This window comes from Kocuria rosea (assembly GCF_023715525.1).
Classification (GTDB): Bacteria; Actinomycetota; Actinomycetes; order Actinomycetales; family Micrococcaceae; genus Kocuria; species Kocuria rosea_A.
The window spans coordinates 15,316-29,185 of the sequence record NZ_JAMBOG010000033.1 but is presented as its reverse complement, the minus strand read 5'-3'; the positions used below and the strand labels follow the sequence as shown (position 1 = coordinate 29,185).

Sequence of the window (13,870 nt, the reverse complement as noted above, 5' to 3'; positions counted from 1 at the left end):
GCTAAGACCCACAGCGCCGATGGTACTGCACCCGGAAGGGTGTGGGAGAGTAGGACACCGCCGGACCACACCAGAAGGGTCGAGCCCCCGCACCACACGGTGCGGGGGCTCCCCACCTTAACCACCCACGGACACAGCACCACCCCACACCGGGTCCTTGGCTACGCTGAGGGGCACACCGTCCGATCGCCGTCAGGAGCCGCTGACCATGCCCGACGCCATGCCCCCGACCCCCACCGCCGACGTCAACGGGATCACGCTGGCCCTCACCGACCGTGGGGAGGGCCCTGTCCTGCTCCTGCTGCACGGTCACGCGTACGACCGGAGCATGTGGGACCGGCAGGTCGAGGTCTTCGCGGCACAGGGCTGGCGCGTGGTCGCCCCGGACCTGCGGGGCTTCGGCGGCTCGGGGATCACCGAGGGCATCGTCTACACGGAGGAGTTCGCGGACGACGTCGCGGCGCTGCTGGATCGGCTCGGCATCGACGAGGCCGTGGTCGTCGGGTTCTCGATGGCCGGGCAGATCGCCCTCGAGCTCGTCCACCGCCATCCGCAGCGCGTGCGCGCCCTCGTCGTCAACGACACCGTGCCCCAGGCCGAGGACGCCGCCGGCCGGCGACGCCGTCACGTCACCGCGGACGCCATGCTCACCGGGGGCATGGCGGCGTACGGCCGCAACGTCCTGGACAGGATGATCGCCGAGTACAACGTCGAGGCGCAGCCCGGGACGGCCGCCCGGGTGCTGGCGATGCTGCAGGGCGCCCCGGCCAAGGGGGCGGCCGCCGCCATGCGGGGCCGGGCCGAGCGCCGCGACTTCACCGGACTGCTGCCCGGTCTCACGATCCCCGTCCTCGTGGTCGTCGGCGCGGACGACCCCTTCGACGGCGGCGCCGGCCGGCGGATGGCCGAACTGATGCCGGGGGCCCGGCTCGTCGTCGTCGACGGCGCCGGTCACACACCGAACATGGAGCAGCCGGAGGCGTTCGATCGGGCGCTGGGCGAGTTCCTTCGCCACCTCCCCACCTGAGGCCCGACCCCGGCCCGCGCACCCCCACCGACACCCCACCCCACGCCCCGTGGTGGCGGGGTGTCGTGTTCTCCCACAGAGAACCTGCGGCAAATCGGCGGGTCATCAGTAGGCTTCCCACGACTTCGTCAGTATGCTTCTATGACTAGTGCACGACGAGAGGAGTGAACGTGACCGAGACGAACGGGACCAACCCGGACGACTCCCAGCGGGAGACCACGGACCAGCTCACCTTCCAGAACCCGGTGACCCGCTACCCCGCCATCGAGCCGCCGGTCCAGGACCAGGTGGAACCCGGCCTGGACGTAGAACTGGAGCCGAAGACCGACCGCGGCGAGTTCTCCTACCGGGGGACCGGCCGCCTCGAGGGCCGCAAGGCGCTCATCACCGGTGCCGACTCCGGCATCGGCGCAGCCGTGGCCATCGCCTTCGCGAAGGAGGGCGCGGACATCGCGCTCAACTACCTGCCCGACGAGGAGCCCGACGCCCAGGTGGTCAAGGGCATCATCGAGAAGGCCGGACGCACCGCCGTCCTGCTGCCCGGAGACCTCACGGACAAGGACTTCTGCGAGGCGCTCGTCGAGAACGCCGTGAACGGTCTGGGCGGGCTCGACATCCTCGTCAACAACGCCGGCAAGCAGATCGCGGTGGAGAACCTCGAGGAGCTGGACGACGAGCAGCTCACGGACACCTACGAGGTCAACATCCTCGCCATGTTCCGGATCACGAAGGCGGCGCTGAAGCACCTGCCCGCCGGCTCGTCGATCATCAACACCACGTCGATCCAGGCGTACCAGCCCTCGCCGACGCTGCTCGACTACGCGTCCACGAAGGCGGCGATCAACAACTTCACCAAGGGCCTGGGCCAGCAGCTCGCCCCCCGGGGCATCCGCGTCAACGCCGTGGCCCCCGGCCCGTTCTGGACCCCCCTGCAGGTCACCGACGGCCAGCCGAAGGAGGCGCTGCCCGAGTTCGGCAAGTCGACCCCCATCGGCCGCGCCGGCCAGCCCACCGAGCTCGCGCCGGCCTACGTGTTCCTGGCCTCGCCGGAGTCCAGCTACGTCATCGGCGAGACCCTCAACGTCAACGGGGGCAGCCCGTCGCCGTGAATCCGTGCTCCCGCGCCCGCCGAACGTCGCGCGCACGGGCCCCGGGAAATGCTTGGCGAGCCGGGTGAATCCGCATAGGCTGACATCAGCTCGCACCCCTAAGCGAACTTATAAATTGCTGCTGAAAGGTGGAATCATGACCACGAACCCTTACGACCGAACCCCCTACGACGCCGGGTCGAGCCACGCCGCCGGTGCCGAGTCCACCTCCAAGAAGGACGTCGCGGCGGAGACCGCCAAGTCCGAGGCCGGCGCTCTGAAGGCCGAGGCCGCCGGCTCCGGCCAGCGCGTCAAGGAGACGGCCAAGGAGCAGGCCGTGGCCGTCAAGGAGGAGGCGACCGCGCAGGCGCAGAACCTCATCGGCCAGCTCCGCAGCGACCTCGGCGAGCAGGTGCGCCCGCAGAAGGACCGCGTCGCCTCCGCCGTGCGCAGCGTCAGCGACGAGATCAGCGCCATCTCCCGCGGCGAGAAGCCCGAGACGGACTTCGTGGCGGGGCTGCTCGGCAACGTCACGGGGCAGGTCGAGTCCCTCGCCTCCTCGCTGGAGAACAAGGACGCCAAGGACCTGCTCGAGGACGTCCGCCGCTTCGCCGCCCGCCGCCCGGGCACGTTCCTGGCCGTGGCCGCCGGCATCGGTCTCCTCGCCGGCCGCGCCACCCGCGGTGTCAAGGACAGCGACGAGATCGCCACCGACCGCCAGGGCGCCAAGGAGTTCCTCGGCCTCTCGGACCAGGAGAGCCAGCGCGGCACCGCCGTCACGGGCGGCACCGCCACCGGCGCCGTGTACGGCCAGGACTACGACCGCAACCTCACGGGCACCGAGACCTCGGGCTACACCCCGGGTGACCCCTACGCCTACCGCTCGGACGAGCAGGGCGAGGCCGCTCGCACCTACACCGACCGCGTGCCGGGCACCGTCTACCCCGACCAGGAGGGCAACCGTCGATGAGCCATCCCATTCCCCCCTCGGACGCCGAGGCACGGGCGGAGCACGAGTCGCTCGGTGCGATGTTCAAGTCGCTGAGCACCAACCTCTCCACCCTCATCCAGCAGGAGATCGCCCTCGCCAAGGCGGAGGTGTCGCAGACCGCCCGTGAGGCCTCGCAGTCGGCGAAGGACGCGGGCAAGGGCGCGGGCATGCTCGCCGGCGCCGGCGTGGCCGGGCACTTCGTCCTCCTGTTCCTGTCCCTGGCCCTCATGTGGGGCCTGAGCAACCTCGTGGGCCTCGCCTGGTCCTCCGTGATCGTGGCGGTCATCTGGGCCGTCGTCGCGGGCATCCTCGCCGCCCTGGGCAAGAAGAACCTCAAAGAGGGCAAGCGCGAGCTGACCCGGGCGACCCAGGACCCGCTGCCGAGAACCCGCGAGACCCTCACCGAGATCCCGGACACCGTGAACCCCTCGAAGGAGACCCCATGAGCCAGCAGAACCCCGAACAGATCCGCGCCGAGATCGAGGCCACCCGCGCCCGCCTCGGGGCCGACGTCGACGCCGTCGCCGAGAAGGTGACCCCGGAGCGCGTCGTCGAGCGGCAGAAGGACAAGGTCCGCGGCAAGGTGCAGGGGACGGTCCAGAGCGTGCGCGAGCGCGTCATGGGCTCCTCCGACGACCACGGCCAGGGCCACGACGAGTTCACCGTGGGTGGTTACACCACCGGTGACCTCAAGGACGAGGCCGCGTTCCGCGCCGAGCAGGCCCGCGGTGCCGTGCAGAACGCCCCGCAGGCGGCCCGGGCGAAGACCCGCGGCAACCCGCTGGCCGCCGGTGTGATCGCCCTGGGCGCCGGCTGGCTGGTCGGCTCCCTGCTGCCCTCCACGCAGAAGGAGCAGCAGCTGGTCTCGACCGCCGCCGACCGCGTCCAGCCGCACGCCCAGCACGCGGTGGAGTCCGCCAAGGAGGCCGCGCAGGACGTGGCCCAGGGGCTCAAGGAGCCGGCCCAGGAGGCCGCGCAGTCCCTCAAGGAGACCGCGCAGTCCGGCGTCCAGGAGGTCAAGTCCCAGGGCCAGTCCGAGGCGCAGGACCTGAAGTCCTCCGCGCAGGACTCGGCGCAGACCGTCAGGGACGAGACGAAGAACGCCTGACGCACCCCCGGCCGCCCCGCGGCCACGACGGAGGCCCCGGACCGGGAACGGTCCGGGGCCTCCGTCGTGCCGTCACGGTGACGGCGCCGGGGAGCTGCGGCCGCCGCGGGCGGGCTCCGTCAGCGGGCCCGGGCCACCTGGCTCAGCAGTCCGGGGTAGTAGCCGGAGAGATAGCCCCGCTCGGTCGGGTGCAGGCTCTCCGGGTTGCCGGCCTCCAGGAGGATCCAGGGCTCGGCGGAGCCGATGCCGTGGCCGCGGAAGCCCTCGGCGACGTCCACGAACACGGCCCCCTCGTCCTCCACGGCCTCCTCGAGAGCACAGTTGAGCGCGTCCGTCCAGGCGTTGAGCTGCTCCGCGCGCTGCGCGGACATCAGCGCGCTGTCCTGCCGCTCGTCGAACAGGTGCGGGTAGCCGAACACGACGACCCGCCCGCCGGTGGCGTCGTCGACGGCGGAGACCGTCCGGCCCGCCGACCCGGCGGCCGCCGCGATGCGCCCGGGCGCCTCGGCCAGCAGCGCGTCGCAGGCGGGCGCCGAGCCCCGGGTGCTGCACGCCCCGACGAACTCGCCCCAGCGGACGTCGTTGCCCCCCAGCGTCATGGTCACCAGATCGGCCCCGGCCAGGGCCCCGGCCACGGGCTCCCCGTCGACGAGGGCGCGCACCTGCTCGGTGGTGTACCCGGCGCACGCCGCGTTCACGGTCACCCGGATGCGCGGGTGCACCCCGAGCGCGGCGACGTGGTCCCGGCCGGAGCCCTGGACGCAGCCGGGGATCTCCGGTGCCGCCTCGATCCCGCCCGTGCCGAACGCGGCGGAGTAGGAGTCCCCGAGGTTGACGACGTCGACCGTGGGCGGCGCCGCCGCGGCGGGTGCGCCGAGCCCGGTGAGGGACAGGCCGGTCGCGAGGACGGCGGCGGTGCGGCGGACGGACGTGCAGGACATGGGAGCGGCCTTTCCGGGAGCCGTGACCGGGCGCCACGGGGGCGCCCGGGGCGGGCCCGGCGGCGGTGCCCGCGGGTCCCGAACCTACCGCTGCGCCGTCCCGGCGGGAAGGGCGGCGTCCTGCGGGGCCTGGCCCCAGGCCTGCGCGAGGATCTCCAGCGAGCGCAGGACCTGGCCGTGGGAGGGGGAGGCGGGGGCGACCATGAGCTCGTCGGCGTCGGCGGTCTCGGCGAACCGCTCGAGGTAGGCCCGGACCTCGGGCCCCGTGCCGGCGGTGGACCAGTGCAGCATGTGCAGGACCTGCTCGCCCGCGGGGCTGTCCATCACCATGTCGAGCTCGGCGTCGGTGAGCTCGCGGCCGCGTCCGACCATGGCGCGCACGCGCTCGCGGCGGGCGGTCTCGAGCTGGGCCGCGGCGTCGTCGGCGGTGTCCGCCGCGATGACGTTGACGGCCGCGACGACGTAGGGCTCCGCGAGCTGCTCGGAGGGCTGGAACCGGGACCGGTACGCGGCCACGGCATCCACGAGGGCGTCCGGGGCGAAGTGGGAGGCGAAGGCGTACGGCAGGCCGTAGGCGGCGGCGAGCTGGGCGCCGAACAGCGACGAGCCCAGGATCGTGAGCGGCACGCCCGTCCCGGCCCCCGGCACGGCCGCGACGCCCGGGACGACCGAGCGGCCGCTGAGGTAGCCCTGCAGCTCCCGGACGTCCTGCGGGAACTGCTCGGCCGCCGACGGGTCGCGGCGCATGGCGCGCACGGTGCGCAGGTCGGTGCCGGGGGCGCGGCCCAGCCCCAGGTCGATGCGGCCGGGGTGCAGCTCCGCGAGCGTGCCGAACTGCTCCGCCACGACCAGGGGGGAGTGGTTGGGCAGCATCACCCCGCCGGAGCCCAGTCGGATGGTGGAGGTGTGCGCGGCGACGTGGGCGATGAGGACCGCGGGCGCGGAGGAGGCGATCGTCGGCATGTTGTGGTGCTCCGAGTACCACACCCGGGAGTAGCCGTGGCGCTCGGCGTGCTGGGCGAGGGCGACGGAGTCGGCGAAGCTCTCGCCCACGGAGGCGCCCTTGCGGACGGTGGCGAAGTCGAGGACGGACAGGGGCAGCGGCACGGTGGACCTTTCGGGATTGGAGAGGCCCTCCACGCTACTCCTGTGCCCGGCCCGGCGCAGTGGCGGGGCCCACACGGGCCCCGGTGCCGCCGTCGGGCAGGGTCCCGGACGCTGTCGGCGGGCGCGGCTAGGCTCGCTGCCATGACCGACCCGCCCGTCCCGATCGGGGTGCCCGAGCTCTTCGAGCTGCCGCGCGAGCGGGCGCAGATCGCCCCCGGCGCGGTCCACGTCCCCGGGTGGCTGGGGCCCGGGGAGCAGCGGGAGCTCGTGCGCCGGTGCCGGGAGTGGGCCGCCGGCCCCGTGCCCATGCGCCACGTGGTCCTGCCCGGCGGCGGGCGGATGTCGGTGCGCTCCGTGACCCTCGGATGGGACTGGGAGCCCTACCGCTACCTGCGCACGGGGCCCGGCAAGCGGGCCCTGGACATGCCGCCGTGGCTGGGCGAGCTGGGCCGCCGGGCCGTGGTGGAGGCCTACGGCCCCGAGGCTCCGGGCGCGCGGGGCTACCGGCCCGACACCGCCCTGGTGAACTTCTACGACGCCGCCGCGCGCATGGGCATGCACCAGGACCGGGACGAGTTCTCCGCGGCCCCGGTCGTGTCCCTGTCCCTGGGGGACGCGTGCGTGTTCCGCTTCGGCAACACCGAGACCCGTTCGGCCCCGTACCGCGACGTGGAGTTGCACAGCGGGGACCTCTTCGTCTTCGGCGGCCCGTCCCGGTACGCGTTCCACGGCGTGCCGCGGATCCGGCCCGGCACCGGCTCCGCCGAGCTGGGGATGAAGGGCGGGCGGCTCAACATCACCCTGCGGATGACCGGGCACGCCCCGGCCGGATGACCGTGCCACACTGACGGGATGGAGCTTCCCGACCCCGCCCCGGCCCGCCTGCTCGACCCGGTGGCCCCCGCCCCGGGGGACGTCGACGCGTACCGGGTGCTCGCCGCGGACCTCGCCTCGGGCGTGGGGGTCGTGGCCGCCCGGCACCGCCGGCGCGACCACGCCGCGACCGTGACCGGCTTCCTCGACGTCTCCTGGGACCCGCCCACCATGCTCGTGAGCCTCTTCGAGGAGGGGCGGATCTGCGACGCCGTGGAGTCGTCGGGCGCCTGGACGCTGTCCGTGCTGCGCCGGGACCAGGAGGGGATCGCCACCTGGCTCGCCAGCCCCGGCAACCCCGTCGAGGGCCTGCTCGACAGCGTCCCGTTCCGGCGGGCCCCGCGCTCCGGGGCGGCCGTCGTCGCGGGGGCGCTGGCGTGGTTCGAGCTCTCCACCACGGCGGTGCACACCGCGGCGACGCACCGCATCGTCGTCGGCGAGGTGGTGGCGATGGGCCGCGGCGTGGCCGAGGGCCGGGCCGACGACCCGCTCGTGCACTACGCGCGCACCTACCGCGGGCTGGCCCGCTGACCGGGGCCGGCTGGCACGGACGAGCGCCGGCGGGCACGGACCGGGCCCGCGGCGGGTGCGTAGACTGTGACGGCAGGTGAAGCCCCCGGACGTCACCCGGGAAATCCTTCTCCGGGCACAGGCCGAGGCCGTAGCGTGGACGGGTGGCACCGACCCCGACGGCGCCGTGCCCACGGCTCCCCACGGAAGGAACCCCATGGCCGCTCAGCACCACGAACCCGGATCCGGCCGGGCCCCCGACGGCGCCGGACCCCCCGGCGACGACTCGCGGCTGAGCGTGGTCCCGCCGTCCGGGGAGCCGGCCGAGCGCGCCGCCGCGCAGGTCGCCGACCTCACGGTCCCCGCCGACCACCTCCAGGGACTGGCCGGGGTGGGGGAGGGCTTCAAGGCGGCCTTCGCGCGCCACCCCGCCGGGGTCGCGATCATCACGGCGCGCGGCCCCGAGGGCCCGGTCGGGCTGACGGCCTCGTCCGTCTCCTCCGTGTCGGTCGACCCCCCGATCCTCGGCTTCTCGCTCCAGGCCCGGCGGGGCTCCGCCGCGGTCGTCGCGGAGGCGGACTCCTTCCTCGTCCACCTGCTGGACGCGGAGAACCTGGGGCTCGCCAGCGCCTTCGCCGTCTCGGGCACACCCCGCTTCGGCGACGACATGCCGTGGGAGTACCTCCCCACGGGCGAACCGCGGCTGCTGGCGGTCGGGCGCGTGCTGCGGGCGGTCCCGCTGGCCCGGATCAAGGCCGGACCCGCCCTGGTGTTCAACGCCGCCGTGGTGGACGTCCTCGGCCACGAGGGGTCCGGGTCCCCGCTCGTCTACCACCAGCGCCGGTTCCACGGGCTGAGCGACCGGTCCGTGCTCGACGACGGGACCTGACCCGCCGGCGCCTCCCTCCGGGACCCGGACGACCGGCGTCCTGCCCCTCGCCAACCAGGAGCACCCATGAGCACCTCCGAGACCCGGCCCGCCGAGCGCAGCTGCGGCACGGAGCCCGCCCCGCCGGGGCAGGTCGAGATCATCGAGCCCCGCGAGGTGCCCCTGGGCGGGCCCCGGGCCATGACGGTCCGCCGCACCCTGCCCGCCCGCGGCCGGACCATGATCGGGGCCTGGTGCTTCCTGGACCACTACGGGCCCGACGACGTGGCGGCCACCGGCGGGATGCGGGTGCCCCCGCACCCGCACACGGGCCTGCAGACCGTCTCCTGGCTGTTCACCGGCGAGGTCGAGCACCGGGACTCGGCCGGCCACCACGCGGTCGTCCGTCCCGGGGAGCTCAACCTCATGACCGCCGGGAGGGGGATCAACCACTCGGAGTACTCCACCCCGGAGACCACCGTGCTGCACGGCGCGCAGCTGTGGACGGCCCTGCCGGAGGCCTCCCGCTTCACCGACCCGGGCTTCGAGTCCTATGCCCCCGCCCCGGTCCGGGGCCCGCGCTGGGAGCTGCGCGTGTTCCTCGGCTCCCTGGCCGGGAGCACGTCCCCCGTGCGCACGCACTCGCCGCTGCTCGGTGCCGAGCTCGTCCTCGACGGGCGGGACGGCGAGGTCACCGTCGAGCTCGACCTCGACCCGGGGCACGAGCACGGCGTCCTGCTCGACGACGGGCAGGTGGAGCTCGCCGTCGACGCGCGGCGCCGTCCGCTCGCCGGAGGGCAGCTGGCCCACCTCGCCCTGGGCGCCCGCCGCCTCGCGGTCACCGCCCCCGCGGGTCGCCGGTCGGTCCTGCTCCTGCTCGGCGGGGAGCCGCTGGGCGAGAGGATCACCATGTTCTGGAACTTCGTCGGCCGCTCCCACGAGGAGATCGAGCGCTTCCGCGACGCGTGGCAGCAGCAACTGGGCGCCGCCGACGCCCCGGCCCGCCCGGACGGCGAGCACCCGGCCGAGCCCTACGGGCCCGTGGTCCCGCGCACCCACGGCGAAGCCGCCCTGCCGGCCCCGCGCCTGCCGGGCGTGCGGCTCAAGCCCCGAGCCTGAGCCGTCCGGCCACCCCGAGCCGTCGGTGCCGCCGTGCGCTGCCCGAAAAATCTTGTTGACACATCACCAAGGGGTGCCTAGAGTAGTTGACGAAGCAACAAACCACTCGCCTGAAGGAGAACATCATGACCCAGCTCAACGGCCTCGTCCCCGGCTCCTGGACCTTCGACCCCGCCCACTCCGAGGTCGGCTTCAGCGTCCGCCACGCGGGCATCTCCAAGGTGCGCGGCACCTTCACCGAGGCCGACGCCCAGCTGACGGTCGGGGAGCAGGTCGAGGACTCCACCCTGACCGCCACGGTGCAGATGGCCTCGATCGACACCAAGAACGCCGACCGCGACGCCCACGTCCGCAGCGCCGACTTCTTCGACGTCGAGCAGCACCCGACCATGACGTTCACCTCGACCTCCGTCGCCGTCGCCGGCGAGGAGCTCACCATCACCGGCGAGCTGACGATCAAGGGCACGACCCGCACGGTCGAGCTGGCGACCGAGTTCAACGGCGTCGTGGTCGACCCGTTCGGCGTCACCCGCGGCGGGTTCTCCGCCGAGACCACGATCTCCCGCAAGGACTTCGGCATCACCTGGAACGCCGCGCTGGAGGCCGGCGGGGTGCTCGTCTCCGACAAGGTGACCATCACCCTGGACGTGGCGTTCACCGCCCCGCAGGAGGACCCCGAGGAGACTGTCGAGGGCCAGGAGGCCATCTCCGTCGAGGCCTGATCGGCCCGCCGGTCCCCGACCACGACGACGGCCCGCACCGACCGGTGCGGGCCGTCGTCGTGGTCGGGAACCGCGCTACTGCAGGCGCTGGGCGAGGAACCAGATCGCGGGCACCGCCACCAGCAGCAGCAGGGCCCAGCGGCGCAGCCGCACCTCGAACTTGGCGGGGTTGATCCGCCCGCCCCGCCGCGGCCGGGACTCGGCGATCTCGTCCTTGAGGGGCTTGGGGGAGGACTCGCGGGGATCCTCGGGGTCGGTGCCGGGACGGGACACCCCGGTCACCGCCACTTCGTGGTCATGACCAGCCCGACCATCATCAGGCCCAGGCCGACGCCGATGTTCCACGTCCCGATGCCGGGCACCGGGTAGGCCCCCTGGAACAGGTAGTACACGATCAGCCACAGCAGCCCGACGACCATCAGGCCCAGCATGATCACCTTGTACCAGGTGGGGGTGGGGGCGTGGACGTCCGGGGAGCCGTGCCGGGAGCGCTCGGTGAGCTCCTCCGCCACGGCGGCGGCCGCGGCGTCCGGGTCGAAGACGGCCGTCGAGCCGCCCGGCAGTCCCTCCGCCGCCAGCCGCGCGAGCTCCTCGTCGACGGGCGGGGCCGCGGGGCTCGTCCGGGCGGCCCCGCCGGGACGGCGGGCGGGCTTCTTGCGGCGGTTCTTGGACTCGGGCACTGTTCCTCCTGGTCGCCGAGCGGGCCGTTGTCACGGCGGGGGTCCGAGCGCCCAGTCTAGCGGCCCGGCCCCGCGGTCCCGCCGGGGCGCGTAAGCTGGACGGGCCCGCCGTTTCCGCGCACTCGTCCCTCCAGGAGCACCCGTGGCCGTCAAGATCCTCGTCGTGGACAACTACGACAGCTTCGTCTACACCCTCGTCGGGTATCTGCAGCAGCTCGGCGCCCGGACCACGGTCATCCGCAACGACGACCTCGCCGCCGCCGCCGCGTGCGCGCTCGCCGACGAGCACCAGGGCGTGCTGCTCTCGCCCGGCCCGGGCGCCCCCGCGGACGCCGGGGTGTGCACTACCCTGATCCGGCACGCCGAGCAGACCGGCCGGCCGCTGCTCGGGGTCTGCCTGGGCCACCAGGCGCTCGCGGAGGCCTACGGCGGCACGGTCACCCACGCCGAGGAGCTCATGCACGGGAAGACCTCGCAGGTCGAGCACAACGGCAGCAGCGTCTTCGGGTCCGTGCCCAGCCCCTTCACCGCGACCCGGTACCACTCGCTCGCCGTCGTGGACCAGTCCGTCCCCGACGTCCTCGAGGTCACGGCGCGCACCCCCAACGGCGTCATCATGGGCCTGCGGCACAAGAGCGCCCCGCTGCACGGGCTGCAGTTCCACCCGGAGTCGGTCCTCACGGAGGGCGGCTACCAGATGCTCGGCAACTGGCTCGAGCTCGTGGGCCTCAAGGGCGCGGCGCGCGCCGCCGCGTCGCTGTCCCCGCTGATCACGGTCTGAGCCCCGCCCTGGACCCGCGGACGGCCTAGCCGTCCTCCCGGGCCTCCTTCTCCGCCTCCCGGGCCTCCTTCTCCGCCTCCTTCCGGCGCTCCTGCTCCTCGGCGGCCGGCTCGTCCGGGGCCTGCTCCTCCTCGGCGGCCGGCTCGTCCGGGGCCTGCTCCTCCTCGGCGGCCGGCTCGTCCTGCTCGGGCTCCGCAGTCGTGGGCTCCGCGCCGGTGGGCTCGGCGCCGGTGGGCGCCGGGCTGGGCTCCGGCGCCGGGACGGGAGCCGGCACGGGGGCGGGCCGGAGGGCCACGGTGAGGGTGATCGCCGCGCCCTGGGGGACCGAGCCGCCCGCCTCGACGCCCTGCCCGACGACCCGCCCGGGCTCGACGTCCGCGCGCGGCGTGGTGAGGATCTCGTAGCCGAGGCCCACCTCGTCGGCGGTGAGCGCCGCAATGGCCTCCTCCCGGCTCAGGCCCACGACCTCCGGCACGGTGACCCGGCCGGTGGACAGCACGATCCCCACCTCGGATCCGGCCGCGACCGTGGTCCCGCCGGCGGGGTCCGTGGCGACGACCATGCCCTGCGGCACCGAGGCGCTGTTCGCGGTGCGGGTCGGTCCGGCGTCGAGGCCGGCCGAATCCAGTGCGTCCCGCACGTAGGCCTCGGACTGGCCGACGAGGTCGCCGGGGACCTCCACCTCGGACGGGCCCTTGGAGACCGTGAGGACGACCGTGGAGCCCTCCTCCACCTGCGTGTCGGCCGCCGGGTCGGTCTCCACCACGTCGCCCTCGGGAACGTCGTCGTCGAAGACCTCCTCCAGCTGCGGGATGAGGTCCGCGCTGCGGACCGCCGTCTCCGCCACCGACGCGTCCATGCCGGCCACGTACGGGACCGGCACCAGGACCGGGCGGTCCCGCTGGTCCTGGAACCACTGGAGGGCCACGACGCCGAGGACGCCCAGGAGGGCGAGGACCATGAGGGTGAGCAGCACCCTGCGCAGGGGCAGCGCGCGGCGGCGGCGCTCGGTCGACCCGGTCGCCGGGGCGGCGGTGAGGAGCGTGCCGGCCGCCGGGGCGAGCTGCGGGGCCGACGTCGTGGGCCCCGGGGCCGCGGCCGCGGGGCCGAGGACGGGCACGGGCGGGAGGGTTTTGGTGTCCTCGTCACGGGCGGGGACGGGGGGAAGGGGGTGCGTGGCGTCGAGGTCGTCGGGCACCGCGGGGCGCAGCTCGCGCAGGGCCCGGCGCATCTGCCCGGCGTCCTGGAAGCGGGCCGAGGGGTCCTTGGCGAGGGCCCTGGCCATGAAGGCGTCCACCCGCCGCCCGAGCCGGGGGTCCAACTCCGAGGGTGCGGGCGGGTCGTCCCGCACGTGCTGGGCGGCGATGCTCACGGAGGACTCCCCGACGAACGGGGCCCGCCCCGTGAGCATCTCGAACAGCACGCACGCGGCGGAGTAGAGGTCCGAGCGGGCGTCCACGGTCTCGCCCCGGGCCTGCTCGGGGGAGAGGTACTGGGCGGTCCCCAGCACCGCCTGGGCCTGGGTGAGGGCCGGCGAGGTGTCCTCCACGGCCCGGGCGATCCCGAAGTCCATGACCTTGACCTGGCGGTCGGGGGTCACGATCACGTTCGCGGGCTTGATGTCCCGGTGCACGATGCCGGCCCGGTGGCTGTACTCGAGGGCGTCGAGGATCCCCAGGGTGAGCTCCACGGCCTCTTGCGGCGTGACCGCGTCCTCGTGGATCAGCTCCCGGAGGGTCCGGCCGGGCACGTACTCCATCACGATGTAGGGCCGGTCCACGCCCTCGTCGGTCTGCGCGGCGATCTCGCCCGTGTCGTAGACGGAGACGATGGAGTGGTGGTTCAAGGCGGCCACGGACTGGGCCTCGCGCTTGAACCGCTCGTGGAACGAGTCGTCCCGGGCCAGCTCCGGGCGCAGCACCTTGATGGCCACCCGGCGCCCGAGGCGAAGGTCCCGCCCGACGTGGACGGTGGCCATCCCGCCGCGGCCGATGGCCTCGCCCACCTCGTAGCGACCGTTGATCAGGCGGGGGACGGGGTTCCGGCCCGGCACGG

16 protein-coding genes are annotated in these 13,870 nt (G+C 74.2%); 11 read left to right on the top strand and 5 right to left on the bottom strand.

Annotated features, from left to right (window positions below; genetic code table 11):
• Nucleotides 1-208: 208 nt before the first annotated feature.
• The 5 genes from M3185_RS16040 to M3185_RS16020 all read left to right on the top strand — a co-directional run bounded on the left by M3185_RS16040 (nt 209) and on the right by M3185_RS16020 (nt 4,214).
• On the top strand, nt 209-1,027 hold the full coding sequence (locus M3185_RS16040; protein WP_251334674.1) for an alpha/beta fold hydrolase: 819 nt from the start codon (nt 209-211) through the stop codon (nt 1,025-1,027).
• Between the two features lie 170 nt (nt 1,028-1,197).
• Nucleotides 1,198-2,136 carry an SDR family oxidoreductase gene (locus tag M3185_RS16035; protein WP_308222221.1) on the top strand — a complete coding sequence of 313 codons (939 nt, stop codon included), beginning with the start codon at nt 1,198-1,200 and terminating at the stop codon, nt 2,134-2,136.
• 136 nt (nt 2,137-2,272) lie between these two features.
• Nucleotides 2,273-3,085, top strand: a complete 813-nt coding sequence (locus M3185_RS16030; RefSeq protein WP_251334673.1) for a hypothetical protein — start codon at nt 2,273-2,275, stop codon at nt 3,083-3,085.
• Nucleotides 3,082-3,552 carry a phage holin family protein gene (locus M3185_RS16025; protein ID WP_251334672.1) on the top strand — a complete coding sequence of 157 codons (471 nt, stop codon included), beginning with the start codon at nt 3,082-3,084 and terminating at the stop codon, nt 3,550-3,552. Before M3185_RS16030 ends, M3185_RS16025 begins: the two co-directional genes overlap by 4 nt.
• A complete protein-coding gene (locus M3185_RS16020) occupies nt 3,549-4,214 on the top strand; it encodes a DUF3618 domain-containing protein (RefSeq protein WP_251334671.1) in 666 nt (221 codons plus the stop codon). The genes M3185_RS16025 and M3185_RS16020 overlap by 4 nt, the downstream gene beginning before the upstream one ends.
• Before the next feature lie 119 nt (nt 4,215-4,333).
• On the opposite strand, the gene M3185_RS16015 is transcribed toward M3185_RS16020, so the two are convergent.
• Nucleotides 4,334-5,155, bottom strand: coding sequence for a GDSL-type esterase/lipase family protein (locus M3185_RS16015; protein WP_251334670.1), 822 nt, complete (start codon nt 5,153-5,155; stop codon nt 4,334-4,336).
• Nucleotides 5,156-5,239: 84 nt separating this feature from the next.
• Nucleotides 5,240-6,262: an LLM class flavin-dependent oxidoreductase gene (locus tag M3185_RS16010; RefSeq protein ID WP_251334669.1), complete on the bottom strand. Its 1,023-nt coding sequence runs from the start codon at nt 6,260-6,262 to the stop codon at nt 5,240-5,242.
• A gap of 141 nt (nt 6,263-6,403) precedes the next feature.
• Here M3185_RS16010 and M3185_RS16005 point away from each other — a divergent pair, with 141 nt between their 5' ends.
• The 5 genes from M3185_RS16005 to M3185_RS15985 all read left to right on the top strand — a co-directional run bounded on the left by M3185_RS16005 (nt 6,404) and on the right by M3185_RS15985 (nt 10,354).
• The gene (locus M3185_RS16005) at nt 6,404-7,096 is read left to right on the top strand and encodes an alpha-ketoglutarate-dependent dioxygenase AlkB family protein (RefSeq protein ID WP_251334668.1); all 693 of its coding nucleotides are present in this window, start codon (nt 6,404-6,406) and stop codon (nt 7,094-7,096) included.
• 18 nt (nt 7,097-7,114) lie between these two features.
• Nucleotides 7,115-7,666 carry a flavin reductase family protein gene (locus M3185_RS16000; protein WP_251334667.1) on the top strand — a complete coding sequence of 184 codons (552 nt, stop codon included), beginning with the start codon at nt 7,115-7,117 and terminating at the stop codon, nt 7,664-7,666.
• A 196-nt stretch (nt 7,667-7,862) separates the two neighbouring features.
• Nucleotides 7,863-8,534, top strand: a complete 672-nt coding sequence (locus M3185_RS15995; protein WP_308222220.1) for a flavin reductase family protein — start codon at nt 7,863-7,865, stop codon at nt 8,532-8,534.
• A 66-nt stretch (nt 8,535-8,600) separates the two neighbouring features.
• Entirely contained in the window at nt 8,601-9,632 is a 1,032-nt protein-coding gene (locus M3185_RS15990; protein ID WP_251334666.1) for a pirin family protein, read from the top strand.
• Nucleotides 9,633-9,757: 125 nt separating this feature from the next.
• Nucleotides 9,758-10,354: a YceI family protein gene (locus M3185_RS15985; protein ID WP_251334665.1), complete on the top strand. Its 597-nt coding sequence runs from the start codon at nt 9,758-9,760 to the stop codon at nt 10,352-10,354.
• A 75-nt stretch (nt 10,355-10,429) separates the two neighbouring features.
• On the opposite strand, the gene M3185_RS15980 is transcribed toward M3185_RS15985, so the two are convergent.
• Together M3185_RS15980 and M3185_RS15975 are read right to left on the bottom strand one after the other, a co-directional pair.
• Nucleotides 10,430-10,636 carry a hypothetical protein gene (locus tag M3185_RS15980; protein WP_251334664.1) on the bottom strand — a complete coding sequence of 69 codons (207 nt, stop codon included), beginning with the start codon at nt 10,634-10,636 and terminating at the stop codon, nt 10,430-10,432.
• Nucleotides 10,633-11,034 carry a cell division protein CrgA gene (locus tag M3185_RS15975; RefSeq protein WP_251334663.1) on the bottom strand — a complete coding sequence of 134 codons (402 nt, stop codon included), beginning with the start codon at nt 11,032-11,034 and terminating at the stop codon, nt 10,633-10,635. The genes M3185_RS15980 and M3185_RS15975 overlap by 4 nt, the downstream gene beginning before the upstream one ends.
• Nucleotides 11,035-11,176: 142 nt before the next feature.
• Here M3185_RS15975 and M3185_RS15970 point away from each other — a divergent pair, with 142 nt between their 5' ends.
• Nucleotides 11,177-11,815: an anthranilate synthase component II gene (locus M3185_RS15970; protein WP_251334662.1), complete on the top strand. Its 639-nt coding sequence runs from the start codon at nt 11,177-11,179 to the stop codon at nt 11,813-11,815.
• A 25-nt stretch (nt 11,816-11,840) separates the two neighbouring features.
• Here M3185_RS15970 and pknB read toward each other — a convergent pair whose 3' ends face one another.
• A complete protein-coding gene (gene pknB / locus M3185_RS15965) occupies nt 11,841-13,868 on the bottom strand; it encodes a Stk1 family PASTA domain-containing Ser/Thr kinase (protein WP_251334661.1) in 2,028 nt (675 codons plus the stop codon).
• Nucleotides 13,869-13,870 lie beyond the last annotated feature (2 nt).

Excerpts from the sequence above, each read along its gene's own strand:
- M3185_RS16005 (WP_251334668.1), top strand. The coding sequence starts at position 6,404 with ATGACCGACCCGCCCGTCCCGATCGGGGTGCCCGAGCTCTTCGAGCTG.
- M3185_RS15985 (WP_251334665.1), top strand. The coding sequence starts at position 9,758 with ATGACCCAGCTCAACGGCCTCGTCCCCGGCTCCTGGACCTTCGACCCC.
- M3185_RS16030 (WP_251334673.1), top strand. The coding sequence starts at position 2,273 with ATGACCACGAACCCTTACGACCGAACCCCCTACGACGCCGGGTCGAGC.
- M3185_RS16020 (WP_251334671.1), top strand. The coding sequence starts at position 3,549 with ATGAGCCAGCAGAACCCCGAACAGATCCGCGCCGAGATCGAGGCCACC.
- M3185_RS16040 (WP_251334674.1), top strand. The coding sequence starts at position 209 with ATGCCCGACGCCATGCCCCCGACCCCCACCGCCGACGTCAACGGGATC.
- M3185_RS16015 (WP_251334670.1), bottom strand. The coding sequence starts at position 5,155 with ATGTCCTGCACGTCCGTCCGCCGCACCGCCGCCGTCCTCGCGACCGGC.
- M3185_RS15995 (WP_308222220.1), top strand. The coding sequence starts at position 7,863 with ATGGCCGCTCAGCACCACGAACCCGGATCCGGCCGGGCCCCCGACGGC.
- M3185_RS15990 (WP_251334666.1), top strand. The coding sequence starts at position 8,601 with ATGAGCACCTCCGAGACCCGGCCCGCCGAGCGCAGCTGCGGCACGGAG.
- M3185_RS16000 (WP_251334667.1), top strand. The coding sequence starts at position 7,115 with ATGGAGCTTCCCGACCCCGCCCCGGCCCGCCTGCTCGACCCGGTGGCC.
- M3185_RS16025 (WP_251334672.1), top strand. The coding sequence starts at position 3,082 with ATGAGCCATCCCATTCCCCCCTCGGACGCCGAGGCACGGGCGGAGCAC.